This window comes from Burkholderia reimsis (assembly GCF_003294055.1).
GTDB classification, from domain to species: Bacteria; Pseudomonadota; Gammaproteobacteria; order Burkholderiales; family Burkholderiaceae; genus Burkholderia; species Burkholderia cepacia.
This window is the reverse complement of sequence record NZ_QMFZ01000021.1, coordinates 45,844-60,700: the sequence shown is the minus strand read 5'-3', so window position 1 is coordinate 60,700 and position 14,857 is coordinate 45,844. Positions and strand designations below refer to the sequence as shown.

Annotated in this window: 13 protein-coding genes and 1 pseudogene; 2 read left to right on the top strand and 12 right to left on the bottom strand. The window is 67.8% G+C overall.

Translation table 11 applies throughout. The features are described from left to right. Window positions 1-20: 20 nt before the first annotated feature. The 8 genes and pseudogenes from ugpB to DPV79_RS23210 form a co-directional block, all read right to left on the bottom strand. Window positions 21-1,355, bottom strand: coding sequence for a sn-glycerol-3-phosphate ABC transporter substrate-binding protein UgpB (ugpB, locus tag DPV79_RS23245; protein ID WP_113046569.1), 1,335 nt, complete (start codon window positions 1,353-1,355; stop codon window positions 21-23). Window positions 1,356-1,445: 90 nt separating this feature from the next. Further along, window positions 1,446-2,654, bottom strand: coding sequence for a deoxyguanosinetriphosphate triphosphohydrolase (locus DPV79_RS23240; protein ID WP_059555043.1), 1,209 nt, complete (start codon window positions 2,652-2,654; stop codon window positions 1,446-1,448). 42 nt (window positions 2,655-2,696) lie between these two features. Then, the gene (gene aroB, locus DPV79_RS23235; RefSeq protein ID WP_027788565.1) at window positions 2,697-3,776 is read right to left on the bottom strand and encodes a 3-dehydroquinate synthase; all 1,080 of its coding nucleotides are present in this window, start codon (window positions 3,774-3,776) and stop codon (window positions 2,697-2,699) included. Continuing rightward, complete coding sequence (gene aroK, locus DPV79_RS23230) at window positions 3,773-4,327, bottom strand: shikimate kinase AroK (protein WP_034189844.1); 555 nt, start codon at window positions 4,325-4,327, stop codon at window positions 3,773-3,775. The genes aroB and aroK overlap by 4 nt, the downstream gene beginning before the upstream one ends. Window positions 4,328-4,367: 40 nt before the next feature. Then, window positions 4,368-6,011, bottom strand: a complete 1,644-nt coding sequence (locus DPV79_RS23225) for a type IV pilus secretin PilQ (protein ID WP_113046568.1) — start codon at window positions 6,009-6,011, stop codon at window positions 4,368-4,370. Continuing rightward, window positions 6,008-6,874, bottom strand: a complete 867-nt coding sequence (locus DPV79_RS23220) for a pilus assembly protein (RefSeq protein WP_113046566.1) — start codon at window positions 6,872-6,874, stop codon at window positions 6,008-6,010. Before DPV79_RS23220 ends, DPV79_RS23225 begins: the two co-directional genes overlap by 4 nt. Then, a pseudogene (locus DPV79_RS23215) lies at window positions 6,871-7,479 on the bottom strand (fimbrial protein). The gene DPV79_RS23220 and the pseudogene DPV79_RS23215 overlap by 4 nt, the downstream one beginning before the upstream one ends. Beyond that, complete coding sequence (locus tag DPV79_RS23210) at window positions 7,476-8,396, bottom strand: type IV pilus biogenesis protein PilM (RefSeq protein WP_113046564.1); 921 nt, start codon at window positions 8,394-8,396, stop codon at window positions 7,476-7,478. Before DPV79_RS23210 ends, DPV79_RS23215 begins: the two are co-directional and overlap by 4 nt. 225 nt (window positions 8,397-8,621) lie before the next feature. On the opposite strand from DPV79_RS23210, the gene DPV79_RS23205 reads away from it, so the two are divergent. Beyond that, window positions 8,622-11,009 carry a penicillin-binding protein 1A gene (locus DPV79_RS23205; protein WP_042978180.1) on the top strand — a complete coding sequence of 796 codons (2,388 nt, stop codon included), beginning with the start codon at window positions 8,622-8,624 and terminating at the stop codon, window positions 11,007-11,009. Window positions 11,010-11,087: 78 nt separating this feature from the next. Here the strand turns inward: DPV79_RS23205 and cyaY are convergent, their stop codons facing one another. Next, complete coding sequence (gene cyaY, locus DPV79_RS23200; protein ID WP_021161744.1) at window positions 11,088-11,414, bottom strand: iron donor protein CyaY; 327 nt, start codon at window positions 11,412-11,414, stop codon at window positions 11,088-11,090. Window positions 11,415-11,450: 36 nt separating this feature from the next. Here cyaY and lptM point away from each other — a divergent pair, with 36 nt between their 5' ends. Then, on the top strand, window positions 11,451-11,729 hold the full coding sequence (lptM, locus tag DPV79_RS23195) for an LPS translocon maturation chaperone LptM (RefSeq protein ID WP_021161743.1): 279 nt from the start codon (window positions 11,451-11,453) through the stop codon (window positions 11,727-11,729). Between the two features lie 76 nt (window positions 11,730-11,805). Here the strand turns inward: lptM and msrQ are convergent, their stop codons facing one another. The 3 genes from msrQ to ccsB form a co-directional block, all read right to left on the bottom strand. Then, window positions 11,806-12,492 carry a protein-methionine-sulfoxide reductase heme-binding subunit MsrQ gene (msrQ, locus tag DPV79_RS23190; protein ID WP_113046563.1) on the bottom strand — a complete coding sequence of 229 codons (687 nt, stop codon included), beginning with the start codon at window positions 12,490-12,492 and terminating at the stop codon, window positions 11,806-11,808. A 20-nt stretch (window positions 12,493-12,512) separates the two neighbouring features. Beyond that, entirely contained in the window at window positions 12,513-13,508 is a 996-nt protein-coding gene (msrP, locus tag DPV79_RS23185; protein ID WP_113046561.1) for a protein-methionine-sulfoxide reductase catalytic subunit MsrP, read from the bottom strand. A 158-nt stretch (window positions 13,509-13,666) separates the two neighbouring features. Next, window positions 13,667-14,857 (bottom strand): c-type cytochrome biogenesis protein CcsB, encoded by a 1,191-nt coding sequence (gene ccsB / locus DPV79_RS23180; RefSeq protein WP_021161740.1) that lies wholly within the window; start codon window positions 14,855-14,857, stop codon window positions 13,667-13,669.

Below are 14,857 nucleotides of genomic sequence, written 5' to 3'. Positions count from 1 at the left end.
CGGCACGGTGCGATGCGGGCTCAGCCGCCCGACTTCTCGAAGCGGCGCAGCAGTTCGTCGCCGCGCGACGCGGCCGAATCGAGCGCATCCTTCGGCGACTTCTTCTGCGCCCAGACCTGTTCGAACTCCTCGTCGACCACCGTGCGGATCTGCGGCATGTTGCCGAGACGCAGCCCCTTCGTGTACGGCAGCGGCGGCTTGTTCAGCATCTGCTTGATCGCGGTTTCGGCGCTCGGGTTCTTCGCGTAGAAGCCCTGCTGGCGCGTGAGGTCGTACGCGGCGGTCGTCACGGGCAGATAGCCCGTGTCCTGGTGCCATTTCGCGGCAACCGCCGGGGAAGCCAGGAACGCGAGGAATTTCGCGACGCCCTTGTAGGTCGCCGGATCCTTGCCCGCCAGCACCCACAGGCTCGCGCCGCCGATGATCGCGTTCTGCGGTGCACCCTTCACGTTCGCGTCGTACGGCATCATGCCCGTGCCGTAGCTGAACTTCGCGAATTTCTGCACGTTCGCGAGCGCGCCCGACGACGTCGTCAGGATCCCGCAGTCGCCGCTGTAGAACTTCGCCGACGCTTCATCCTTGCGGCCCGCGTACGTGAACGTGCCGTCCTTCGCCATCTGCTGCAGGAACGAGACGTGTGCGATCTGCTGCGGCTTGTTGAACTCCAGAACGGCGTCGGCGCCGTCGAAGCCGTTGTTGCGGCTCGCGAACGGCAGCCCGTGCCACGCGCTGTAGTTTTCGAGCTGGATCCAGCCCTGCCAGCCGGTCGTGAAGCCGCACGCCATCCCCGACTTGCGCAGTTTCTCGGCATCGTCCTTCACGTCGGCCCACGTCTTCGGCGGCTGGTTCGGATCGAGCCCGGCCTTCTTGAACGCGTCCTTGTTGTAGTACAGCACCGGCGTCGAGCTGTTGAACGGCATCGACACGAGATGGCCCGTCTTCGCGTCGCTGTAGTAGCTCGCGATGGTCGGCACGAACGCCTTTTCGTCGAGCGGCACGCCGGCCTGCCTGAACACGTCGTAGACGGGCACGACGGCCTTCTTCGCCTGCATCATCGTGGCCGTGCCGACTTCATAGACCTGGAGGATCGCCGGCGCATTGCCGCTGCGGTAGGCCGCGATGCCGGCCGCGAGCGCCTGGTCGTAGGTACCCTTGAAGACCGGCACGATCTTGTAGTCGCTCTGCGACGCGTTGAACTGGTCGGCGATCGCGTTGACCCGCTCGCCGAGCGCGGCCTCCATCGCATGCCAGAACTGGATTTCCGTCGCGGCGAGCGCCACGTGCTGCACCCCGAACATCAGCGCGCCGCCGAGCGCGATCGAACGAACCAGTGTCCCCGCAGGCTTCTTCTTCATCGACCTCTCTCCTATGAAAACGTTACCAACAGCGTGTGCAACATTCCCATCGCCATTGAACCGGCGAAGTCTAGTGATCGTTTGTGACAGTCAGTTGTCGTTGATGACGAACAGGCGCTGATACTCCTTCAGCGCGAAGCGGTCGGTCATGCCGGCGATGTAGTGCGCGACGAGGCGCGGTTGCTGCGCGGCGTCGTCGGACTGGTACGGCGGCGGCAGCAGCCGCGGATCGTCGATGAACGCATCGAACAGCCCGGTGACGACGCGCTGCGCCTTGCTCGCCATGCGCATCACCTTGTAGTGGCGATAGAGATTCTTGAAGAGGAAACGCTTGAGGGCCGCCGCCTGGGCGGCGACCTCGGCGCTGTGCGCGACGAGCGGCGGCGCGGCGCGCACGTCGTCGAGCGATGCCGGCGCGACGCGCGCGAGATTGCGCGTGGTTTCGTCGATCAGGTCGACGATCAGCGTGTTGATGATGCGGCGCACCGTCTCGTGCACGAGACGGCGGCCTTCGAGGTGCGGGAACTCGGCGAGCGCCGCCTCGTAGTGGCGCTGCCACAGCTCGACTTCCGCGAGCTGCTCGATCGTGATCAGGCCGGAACGCAGGCCGTCGTCGACGTCGTGGTTGTTGTACGCGATCTCGTCCGCGATGTTGGCGAGCTGCGCTTCGAGCGACGGCTGGCGGCCCTGCAGGAAGCGCTCGCCGAGCGCGCCGAGCTTGCGCGCATTCTCGCGCGAGCAGTGCTTCAGAATGCCTTCGCGTGTCTCGAAGCACAGGTTCAGCCCGTTGAACGCGCCGTAGTGCTCCTCGAGCTCGTCGACGACCGCCAGGCTCTGCAGGTTGTGCTCGAATCCGCCATGCTCGCGCATGCAGGCGTTCAGCGCGTCCTGCCCGGCATGGCCGAACGGCGTATGGCCGAGATCGTGCGCGAGCGAGATCGCCTCGACGAGATCCTCGTTCAGGCGCAGGTTACGCGCGACCGAGCGGGCGATCTGCGCGACCTCGAGGCTGTGCGTGAGACGCGTGCGGAACAGGTCGCCTTCATGATTGACGAAGACTTGCGTCTTGTATTCGAGCCGGCGAAACGCGGTCGAATGGACGATGCGGTCGCGGTCGCGCTGGAATTCGGTGCGCGCCGCCGGCGGTGTTTCCGGATGGCGGCGGCCGCGCGACTGCGACGCGTGCGCGGCATACGGAGCGAGATGGGCTTCCAGCGCCGCCAGTGTCGGCGGCTCGGCCACCGGCGCAGCGGATACGCGGCCGGCTTCGGGCAGTGTGCTGCTGGATGTCTCGCTCACGTCTCCTCCATGTCAGGGGCGCCGGGGCATCCGGGCCGCCCGTTAGCGGGTCGTCTGCGCCAGTGTAGCGAATACGGCTTCGTCCGGCGCCTGCGTGATCAACGTATCGCCGAATCGCTTCAGCAGGATGAACTTGATCGCGCCGGCCTCCGCCTTCTTGTCGACGCGCATCAGGTCCATGTAGCGCGCGTCGCCGAGCGCGGGCCCGCGGGTCGGCAGGTGTGCAGCCGCGATCACCGCATCGAGGCGCTGCCGCGACGCTTCGTCGAGCAGGCCGAGCCGCACCGACAGGTCGCCTGCCATCACCATCCCGCAGCCGACCGCCTCGCCGTGCAGCCACTCGCCGTAGCCGAGCCCGGCCTCGATCGCATGGCCGAACGTGTGGCCGAAGTTCAGGATCGCGCGCAGGCCGCCTTCGCGTTCGTCGGCCGCCACCACGCTCGCCTTGATCTCGCACGAGCGCTTCACCGCGTGCGCGAGCGCAGCCGGGTCGCGACGGTTCAGCGCGTCGACGTTCGCCTCGATCCAGTCGAAGAATGCCGCATCGGCGATCGCGCCGGTCTTGATGATCTCGGCGACACCGGCCGCCAGTTCACGGTCGGGCAACGTCGTCAGCGCGCCGATGTCCGCGATCACGGCCTGCGGCTGGTAGAACGCGCCGATCATGTTCTTGCCGAGCGGGTGGTTGATGCCCGTCTTGCCACCGACCGACGAATCGACCTGCGACAGCAGCGTCGTCGGCACCTGGATGAACGGCACGCCGCGCATGTAGCATGCGGCCGCAAAGCCCGTCATGTCGCCGATCACGCCGCCGCCGAGCGCGACGAGCGTCGTCTTGCGGTCCGCGCGGTCGGTCAGCAGGCCGTCGAAGATCAGGTTCAGCGTCTCCCAGTTCTTGTACGCCTCGCCGTCGGGCAGCACGACCGTCGACACACGCTTGCCGAGCGGCGCGAGCGCCGCGCGCAGCGCGTCGCCGTAGAGCGGATCGACCGTCGTGTTCGTGACGATCGTGACGGAAGAACCCTTGATGTGAGGTGCGAACAGCTCGGCGCGGCCGATCAGGCCGGCGCCAATGTGAATCGGATAGGCGCGGTCGCCCAGGTCGACGTTGACAGTAATCATGCTTGTAGCGGCTTGGCGATGACGCCCGCCAGTTCGAGTTGCATCAACACCATGTTGACGAGACCGTTGACCGACGGACGGCCGGTCTCGATGACGAAATCCGCGCATTCGCGGTACAGCGGGTCGCGCACTTCATACAGCGCTTCGAGGCGCCCTTTCGGGTCGTCGGTCTGCAGCAGCGGGCGGTTCTTGTCCTTGCGCGTGCGCAGCCACAGGTCGTGCGGGTTCGCGCGCAGGTAGACGACGATACCGTTGCTTTTCAGGCAGTCGCGATTTTCCGGGCGCAGCACCGCGCCGCCGCCCGTCGCGAGCACGATGTTCTCGCGCTGCGTGAGATCGGCGATGACCTGCGTTTCGCGATCGCGAAACCCGGCCTCGCCCTCCAGCTCGAAGATCACCGGAATGCGCGCGCCCGTGCGGGCCTCGATTTCGTGGTCGGAGTCGAAGAACGTCCTGTCGAGACGACGCGCGACCGCACGGCCCACGGTGGTCTTACCCGCTCCCATAAGGCCGACGAAAAATACGTTTGCATGTGGGTCCCGCGCTTGCAACGGCTTCCTCTGCTTCAATCTTGCTGGTGTGTGGCGCAGCTTACTGGCAAAGCGGCTGCCTTGTCGAGCCTGCGCCGGCGGCTTCCGGCCCCGTTTTTTCGGCATCCGCGCTGCCCATGCCGCGTGCATCGCAGCGCGCATCGACGACCGTCGGCGTGATGAAGACGACCAGTTCGCTGCGCTGGTCGCGTTGCGCGCGGTGCCGGAAAAGCGCGCCCAGAAACGGTATTTTGCCCAAGAGCGGCACGCGCGTCACATCGTTCCGGTTCAGTTGCTCATAGATCCCGCCGATCGCGACCGTCCCGCCGTTCTCGACCTCGACGCGCGTCTGTACGTGCTTCGTATGAATCGCGGGGCCGGCCGCCGTCGGCTCGCCGACGCTGTCCTTCGTCACGTCCAGGTCGAGCACGACGCGCCCGTCCGGCGTGATCTGCGGCTCGACCTCGAGCTTGAGCGTCGCCCGGCGGAACTGCACGCCGCTCACGCCATTGCCCACCTTCGCCTGGTACGGCAGCTCCGAACCCTGTTCGACGATCGCCTTGACACGATCGGCGGTCACCACGCGCGGGCTCGAAACGATCTGGCCCCGCCCCTGTGCCTCGAGCGCGCTCAGTTCGACGTCGAGCACTCGGCTGAGCGGCGCGGCAAACAGCGTGAAGCCGGCGGTCGCCGCTTCGAAGCCGCCGAGCGGCCGCCCAGCAAGGTCGAGCGCGTTGCGCGCGCCGGTCGTGAACGAGGCGCTTTCGCTCGCACTCTCGCCCGACGGCGGCCGCGCCTGCGCCCTCAGCGCGACCCGTGCGCCGAGATTGCGCGAAAAGCCTTGCTCGCCCTCGACGATGCGGGCCTCGATCCTGACCTGCCGCGACGGCCGGTCGATCGCCTCGATCAGGCTTGCGATCTGGTCGAGGCGCGGCGCGAGATCGGTGACGAACAGCAGGTTCGTCCGCGGATCCGCCGCCGCGGCGCCGCGCTTCGACAGCAGGCGCTGGCCGGTCGCGCCGGCCAGCAGCCGTTGCACGTCCTGCGCGCGTGGGTAGCGCAGCGCGAACGTCCGGCTCGCAAGCGGCTCCAGATCCGCGGCCCGCGCGTGCATTTCGAAGCGCTCGCGTTCGCGCGCCGCCAGCTCGGCCGCCGGCGTGACCCATATCACGTTACCCCGCCGCGACATCGCGAGCCCGTGCGTGTCGAGCAGCGTGTCGAAGGCGTCGCGCCAGCGGACATTGTTCAGACGTAACGTGACGGTGCCGCGCACCTGCTCGCCGACGACGATATTGAGCCCGGTGAACCGCGCGAACGCGTCGAACGCGGCCGCAAGCCCCGCTCCCTGCAGATTCAGCGAAATCCGCCGTGCGTCGTCCGCATCGCCTGGTTGCCGCGCCGCGGCGTCGCCCATCCGGGCCGGCGGCGCCAACGGGATCGGCGGCCCCTCCAGCCCGGGTGCCGGGGCGGCGGCCTCCGCCCGAAGCGCCGTGCGAGCCGCCTGGTCGAACGGCGGCAGGCCGGCCTCCGCAGATGCTGGGCCGTCCGCCCCGTCCACCGCGCGTTGGGGCAACGGCAGGCCCGGCACCTGCATCTCCGTCGATGCTGCAGGCCAGACGGCCGGCAGCGGCGGCAACGAGGCGCTTGCACCGGCCGCCGTCAATCCGGCCCAGACGGCGAGCACCCGACATCCCTGCTTCATCATGGGCGCCTCCCGTCGTCCAGGGCGACTCGGTACGCGCCATCCGCCGTCGCGAGCGTCACGGCGACGGGATCGACTCGCACCACCCGCGCGGCCCCGAGGGCTTCGCCGGGCACCAAGGCCGCGAATGCGCCGTCACTGTCGTCGAACAACGCGAGACCGGCATGCCTGTCGCGAATCGTGCCGGCCAGGCGGGCAGCCGCCCCCTCCGTTTCAGGCGAGCCGGCCTCGCCGAACGGATCGGCGCCGGGCGAGTCGGCCAGAACCGGCGTCTCCCCGCCCTTGGACGTCGTCGCCGGTAACCCCGGAAACACGTCGACCGCCATTTCCACACGCACGGCCTCCCTTCCTCGTTCGACACGCAGCGTGGTCGGCACCGCCAGCACCGGGAAACGCGCCAGCCATCCGACCGTCTGCAGCAACGCGCGAAACCCGCCGTCCGCGACGATGCGCACCGAGCGCTGCCCTTCCGGCAATCCCCCCTCGGCGCGCAGTGGTTCGATCGATACGCCGCGCAGCCCGCTCAACGCGGCGCGATCGGCCAGTTCCAGCATCAACGCGGCCCATTCCGGCGCACGCGACGAGCGATCGCCGTCGGCCGCCGCCGGATGCGCGTCGTGTTGCCGTGCAGCGGCCACGAGAACACGCTGCGCGTCGGCCTCTCGTTTCTGCGCCGCCGCCAGCAACGCGCGGCTGTGCGCGAGCCCGCCCCAGTCCGCGGCATTCGCCAGATGAATGCCGCCCGTCAGCGCGGCCGCGAACGCGAGCACGCAGCCTGCGACATGCGCAGTCGCCGGCGACACGCGCCGCACGCCGCTCCGCCATCCGCCGCGATGCGGTGCGGGCCGATGCGCGAGCGCCGTCATGCGCCGCCTCCCGATGCTTTCCGGGACGGCATCGCGTCGTGCCAGCGCAACTGGACCGAAAACCGGAACGGCATCCCGCCGGCGGCGACCGGTGCATCCGGGGCTGGCTTCAACGCATCGATATCGATCCGCCAGCCACGCTGCTCGCGCGCCATCCCCGCGAGCCATCGCGCGGCCGCCCGGTAGCTCACGGCGCGGACATCGAGCACGGCACCCGCCGACGTCGTGCGCAGCGCATCGAGCCGAACCGTGCCGTCGTGCACCTGCGCCAGCGTCGCCAGCAGCCCCGCGACGTGCCGGTAAGGTGCGGCACGCGCGGCCGCCTCCGCGTCACGCTGCGCGACGACGGCCGCCGCATTGGCGGCGCGTGTCGCGGCACCCACCTGTGGCTGCAACTGCCGCAGCCGCGCCTCCACGATTGCGCGCTCCGCATCCACACGCCACCGCGCCCCGCTGGCGGCGCCCGTCCACAGGCCGGCGCCGAGTACGCCGAGCAGAATCGCCGTACCGCACTGCGCGGCCCGACGACGTCACAACGCCCGCGCCAGCCGCTCACGGTACGGCAACAGGTTGAAGCCGCCCGGCTCCGCACGGAGGGCCGTCATTCCCACACTCCGCGCAATGCCAGCCCGAATGCAACAGCCAATGCCGGGCCGCCCGGCATGCCGGTGGACAGGCACGATTGCGCGCTCCAGCCCGTGCAGTCGAACGGCACCGCAACCGCGCCGACCACGTCGCCGATCTCGGCGACGGACGTATCGAAGCGGGCGATACAGCGCTCGTCCCCGGCCACGAGGACACAGCACACGGCCCCGAGCGCGCGCCGGCGCAATGCATCGGAAAACGCCCCCGGCGCCGCGCCGGACAGCGTCAGCACCGGTACGGCCGACGAACCGTCGATTCGCCAGCCTTGCACGCCCGAGTCATGGAACCAGAGCGCCGCGCAGGGGCCCGCCTGCGCGTCGAGTTCGCATTGCGCCGCATAGCGCAACGCACGCAGCGCCGCGGCCGACTCGCCGTCGACCACCGTCAGATCGATACCGGCCTGCGCGGCCACATCGACCCGCCGTTCGAGCAGCGCCAGCGAGGCCACGGCAACCTCGATCTCCCCCGCACCGCCGTCCTGCCGCCAGTCGAACGCGAGACTGTCCGGCGCGAGCCCCGAAATGCGTTCGGCCGCCTGCCGCGCGGCGTCCTCGATGTCGTCCCGCCCGGCCAGGTCCAGCATCGCGGTGCGCATCTCGTCATCGTGCAACGCCATCACGCCGCGCGCGCTACACCGCACGTCGGCCGCCGACAGTCTCGACACGGCCGCGGCCAGCGCCCGCGCAACCGCCGCCCAACGCGCATCCTCCGGTCCGCCCGCCAACCCGACCGGCTCCCGCTCCAGCCCCTCGACGCACACCTCGGCGCCCCGGCCACGCCGGCTCAGCACGACCACCCTCACCTCGTCCGCACCGACGTCGATTCCCGTCGACCGATGCCCACCCTGCGCAAACCGCGCCCGCCATCTTCCCGCCATCCCAGCCTCCCGAGCTCGTCGCGGCCCACGCCGCGTTTCCGAGACTGATTCTGCAAAACGGCGCGTCGGGCCGACAGTCGGCCTAACGGCCAGCATCCGCTCGCGACGGCCGCGCGCGGGCTATGCTGGAAGTGCGCCGGCCCGCGGCTTCAGGGCGGGCGGCCCCCGCGTCAGGACCGGTCTTACCGGGCAGCTATAATCGCGGGACTGTTTTCCGGTATGCCTATGCAATCCACGACTCCTACGTCCCCGCCTCCCGCCCCGGAGCCGAAGAAGCGGCCCTGGTGGCAAAAAGTCCTGCTCGGATTCGCCACGATGTGCGTGGCGCTCGTCGTGGCCGGCGGCCTCGTGCTCGGCTACGCGCTCGTCGTCGCGTGGCCGAACATGCCGTCGCTCGACGCGCTGACCGACTATCGCCCGAAGGTGCCGCTGCGCATCTATACGTCCGATCACGTGCTGATCGGCGAATTCGGCGAAGAGCGCCGCGACGTCGTCCATTTCAAGGACGTGCCCGACTCGCTGAAGAAGGCGATCCTCGCGATCGAGGACGCGCGGTTCTACGATCACGGCGGTGTCGACCTCACCGGCATCGTGCGCGCCGGCTTCGTCGCGCTGACGAACGGCCATGCGTCGCAGGGGGCGAGCACGATCACGATGCAGGTTGCGCGCAACTTCTTCCTGTCGAGCGAGAAGACCTACACGCGCAAGATCTACGAGATGCTGCTCGCGTACCGGATCGAGCGTGCGCTGACGAAGGATCAGATTCTCGAGGTCTACATGAATCAGATCTATCTCGGCCAGCGCGCATACGGCTTCGCGAGCGCCGCGCGGGTCTACTTCGGCAAGGACCTGAAGGACATCACGCTCGCGGAAGCGGCGATGCTCGCGGGGCTGCCGAAGGCGCCGTCCGCGTACAACCCGGTCGTGAACCCGAAGCGCGCGAAGGTGCGCCAGGAATACATCCTGCAACGGATGCTCGAGCTGAACTTCATCTCGCGCGAGCAGTACGACGAGGCCGTCGCACAGCCGCTCGTCGTCAAGGGGCCGGGCCGCGATTTCAGCGTGCACGCCGAGTACGTCGCGGAAATGGTCCGACAAATGATGTACGCGCAATACCACGAGGAAACCTACACGCGCGGCTTCAACGTCGTCACGACGATCGACTCCGCGGATCAGCAGGTCGCCTATACCGCGCTGCGCAAGGGCATCATGGATTACGAACGCCGGCACGGCTATCGGGGGCCGGAAGGCTTCATCGAGCTGCCGGCCGGCGCCGACGACCGCGAACAGGCGATCGACGATGCGCTGCTTGAACACCCCGACAACGGCGAACTGATTGCAGCGGTCGTCACGGCCGCAAACCCGCGCCAGATCACGGTCGCGTTCATCGACGGCAGCAATGCGACGATCGAAGGCGACAACCTGCGCTTCGCGTCGGGCGCGCTGTCGGCCAATGCGCAGCCGAATCGCCGCATCCGCCCGGGCGCGATCGTCCGCGTCGTGAAGAACGACGCCGGCAAATGGTCGATCACGCAGTTGCCGCAGGTCGAGGGGGCGTTCCTGTCGATCGTCCCGCAGGACGGCGCGATCCGCTCGCTCGTCGGCGGCTTCGACTACAACAAGAACAAGTTCAACCACGTCACGCAGGCGTGGCGGCAGCCGGGTTCGTCGTTCAAGCCGTTCATCTATTCGGCGTCGCTCGACAAGGGCCTCGGGCCGGCGACGGTGATCAACGACGGTCCGCTGTATTTCAGCGCGGCCGAAACGGGCGGCCAGCCGTGGGAGCCGAAGAACTACGGCGGCGGCTTCGAAGGCCCGATGTCGATGCGCACCGCGCTGCAGCGCTCGCGCAACCTCGTGTCGATCCGGATCCTGAACCATATCGGCACGAAGTACGCGCAGCAGTACATCACGCGCTTCGGCTTCGACGCGGAACGCCATCCGGCGTACCTGCCGATGGCACTCGGCGCGGGCCAGGTCACGCCGCTGCAGATGGCGGGCGCGTATTCGGTATTCGCGAACGGCGGCTACCGCGTCAATCCGTACCTGATCGCCGAAGTCACCGATCCGAGCGGCGCGATCGTCGTGCGCGCGCAGCCGCTCGTCGCCGAACAGAATGCGCCGCGCGCCATCGACGCGCGTAACGCGTACGTGATGAACAGCCTGCTGCAGAGCGTCGCGCAACGCGGCACGGGTGCACGGACCAACGTGCTGAAGCGCACCGACCTCGCGGGCAAGACCGGCACGACGAACGACTCGCACGACGCGTGGTTCGCCGGCTACCAGCACACGCTCGCCGCGATCGCGTGGATCGGCTACGACAATCCGCGCAGCCTCGGCGATCGCGAAACGGGCGGCGGCCTGTCGCTGCCCGTCTGGATCGACTACATGGGTGCCGCGCTGAAGGGTGTGCCCGAGTTCAAGCCGACGATGCCGGACGGCGTCGAATCGCTCGGCGGCGAGTTGTACTTCACCGAGTTCGCACCGGGTCACGGCTTCGTGTCGACGGTCGGCGTGCCGCAGGCACCGGCCGCGCAGAACGTCGACGCGACCGTGCCGCACGTCGACGAGCAGGAAAAGCAGGACATCATGAACCTGTTCCAGGCGCACTGACCGTCGGCCCGGACATGAAAAAAGCGCCCCGCGGGGCGCTTTTTTCGTTGGGTCATGCGTCGGGGCGGGCCCCGATCGTCATGCGCTGAACGTGATCGGCAGGCCGGCCTGCTGCGTCGCGTATTCGGTGAGCGCCGAGAAGAACTCGGTGCCCGTGCGCGTATCGCGCCATGCGCCGTCGATGAACCGGTAATGGAAACCGCCGGCCTTCGCGGCAATCCACACCTCCTTCATCGGCGGCTGCAGGTTGACGATGATCTTCGAGCCGTTCTCGAACGTCAGCGTCAGGACGCTGCCGTTGCGCTCCAGATCGATGTCGTGATCGCCGTCGTTGGCGTCGTCGACGGTACGCTCGACGGCCGCCAGCACGGCCTCGGCACGGGTCAGGTATTCGGTATCGGACATGCTAAACTCTATCGGTTCAATTGTTCAGGGACGATCATGCGAGTCGTTTTCCGGATGAGCGCGATTGTAGCGGCTTTGGCGATTCTTGCCGGCTGCGGTCAAAGCGGCGCGCTCTATCTGCCCACCGTGCCTCCGCTGCCCAAGCCACTCCAGCAGCAGGACACACCGCCGTCGGACGTGAAGCCGACCGATGAAAACGCATCGTCCGACAGTGTGCCCGATTCGTCCGGCACGCCGCTCATGCTGTCGCCCGAATTGTCGAGCGGGGCATCCGCCACGGCTGCACCGGCATCGAGCCCGGCTGTCGCGAAGTAACGACGCGCCGCCTGCGCAGGCTCGCGAAACGAGGCGATGACTTCCCGGTCATCGCCTTTTGTTTTTGGCTGCGCCATCACGCGCGCACGCGCCGCGATCCCCATGCAACCAGCCGCCAGCCGAGCAGCGCGACGACGATCGCCGCATACAGCTTCGGCTGCGCGAGATCGTGCTTGCCGGCCCTCATCCACCAGAAGTGCAGCACACCGAACAGCGCGATCGCGTAGACCGCGCTGTGCAGCGTCGCCCAGTGGCGGCCGAGCCGGCGCACCATCGCGCGCGGCGACGTTGCCGCGAGCGGAATCAGCAGCACGAACGCGGCGAAACCGACCGTGATGAACGGGCGCTTGCCGACGTCCTTCAGGATCGCGACGACGTCGAACCACTTGTCGAACCACAGGTAAGTCGTGAAGTGCAGCGTCGCGTAGAAGAACGCGAACAGCCCGATCATCCGGCGAAAGCGCAGCAGCGTGGCGAACCCCGTCATGCGCCGAAGCGGCGTGACGGCGAGCGTGACGCACAGCATCACGAGCGTCCAGAGGCCCGTCGAGCGCGTGATGAACTCGATCGGATTCGCGCCGAGCCGGTCGGTCAGCCCGAACAGCACGAGACGCGTGAGCGGATAAAGGCCCGCCGCGAATACCAGCACCTTGGCCGGTGCGAGCCAGCGCGGCGCGGCAGGGCGAGTCGCACCGGCCCGCACGGCACGTGCAGCCGGGCCGGCGCCCGCTGCACGCGCGGGCGTCAGCGTCGAAGGAGGCATGTCGTTTCTCACCTTCGCCCTCAGAAATTCTTCTTCAGGTCCATGCCCTGATACATCGACGCGACCAGGTCGCCGTAGCCGTTGAACATCAGCGTCTTGCGCTTCGGCGTGAAAAAACCGTCCTCGCCGATGCGCCGCTCGGTCGCCTGGCTCCAGCGCGGATGATCGACGTTCGGGTTCACGTTCGAATAAAAGCCGTACTCGTTCGACGCATACGTGTTCCAGCTCGTCTTCGGCTGCTTGTCGACGAAGCGAATCTTCACGAGCGACTTCGCGCTCTTGAAGCCGTACTTCCACGGCACGACGATACGCACCGGCGCGCCGTTCTGGTTCGGCAGCACCTGCCCGTATACGCCCATCGTCAGCAGCGTCAGCGGATTCATCGCCTCGTCCATCCGCAGCCCTTCCGAGTACGGCCAGTCGAGCACGGGTGTCGACAGGCCGGGCATCTGCGACGGGTCGGCCAGCGTGATGAACTGCACGTATTTCGCATTGCCGGTCGGCTGCACCCGCTTGATCAGCTCGGACAGCGGCACGCCGATCCACGGGATCACCATCGACCATCCCTCGACGCAGCGCAACCGGTACACGCGCTCCTCGAGCGGCGCGAGCTTCAGCAGTTCGTCGAGATCGAACACCTTCGGATGCAGCACCTCGCCCTCGACGCTCACGCGCCACGGGCGCGGCCGCAGCGTGCCCGCATTCTGCGCGGGGTCGCTCTTGTCGGTGCCGAATTCGTAGAAGTTGTTGTAGGACGTGATGTCCTTGAACGGCGTCACCTTGTCGGCCGCGACGAACTTCGGGTTCGTTTTCGCCGCGAGCTTCGCCGCCCGCGCGTCGGGCGACGCATAGGCGGCAAATGCCGCGCCGCTGCCGCCGAGCAGCCCGCCCGCCGCAGTTAGGCCGGCCGCCTGCAACACGCGCCGCCGGTTCTCGAAGACCGCGCGCGGCGTGATTTCGCCGGGCGCGATATCGCCACCGGTCAGTACGTTCAGCAAAGGGCGTTTGATCCACATCGTGCTGCTCCTCCTGCCTGCGCCACGCGCAGCTTCATGGGCGTTCGACCCGCCTCATCTTGCGCCGTTCGATGGCCGGATCGCCCGTCCGTTACAAAAGAAAACCGCCGGGCACGCAGTGCACCGGCGGTCTCATAGTCGGACGAGCAGCGGGAATCTTACAGCTTGCCGTAGCTGTGCAGCCCGGACAGGAACATGTTGACGCCGAGGAACGCGAAGGTGGTCACGAGCAGGCCCGTCAGCGCCCACCACGCGGCCACCGTTCCGCGCAGGCCCTTCATCAGGCGCATGTGCAGCCACGCCGCATAGTTGAGCCACACGATCAGCGCCCAGGTTTCCTTCGGGTCCCAGCTCCAGTAGCCGCCCCATGCCTCGGCCGCCCACAGCGCGCCGAGGATCGTCGCGATCGTGAAGAACGCGAAACCGACCGCGATCGACTTGTACATCACGTCGTCGAGCACGTCGAGCGTCGGCAGACGATCGGCGAGCACGCCGCGCTCCTTCATCAGGTACGCGACCGACACCATCGCCGACAGCGCGAAGCTGCCGTAGCCGATGAAGTTCGCCGGCACGTGGATCTTCATCCACCAGCTCTGCAGCGCCGGCACGAGCGGCTGGATCTGCTGCGCATCGCGCGCGACCGAATACCACATCAGGAAGCCCACCGCCGCGCTGATCACCAGCAGCACGAACGCGCCGAGCGAACGCGTCCCGTAGTGGCCTTCGTAATACAGATAGAGCAGCGCGGTGATCAGGCTGAACAGCACGAACACTTCATAGAGGTTCGACACCGGAATGTGCCCGACATCCGCACCGATCAGGTAGGACTCGTACCAGCGCACCATCAGGCCGGTGAAGCCCATCAGCACGGCAACCCACGTGAGCTTCTGGCCGATCGCGGAGCCCGATTCCGAACGCGCGAGCAGGCCGATCCAGTAGAAGATCGTCGCGAGCACGAACAGCGCGCTCATCCACAGGATGGCCGACTGGCTCGACAGGAAGTACTTGAGGAGGAACGCCGAATCGGCGCGCGCGAGATCGCCCTGGTAGATCTGGATCGACAGCAGCGCCAGCACGGCGATCGACGCCATCATCAGCCGCGCGGGCTTCCAGCGCCAGCCGAGCGCGATGAGCGCCGGCACGGTGCCGATCATCACCGCCTTGTCGTAGTAATCCATGTGCGCGTTGTAGTGCACGAGCGCATAGCCCGCGCCCACCACGAGCGCCAGTGCGAACAGCCAGTCGAGCAACGACAGGCGCGCGAGGAACGGACGATCGTCGAACAGCGGTGCCGTGACCGGCGCCTGGGCCGACGCCCGATGGGAAGAGGAAACTTGCGTGAGATCCAT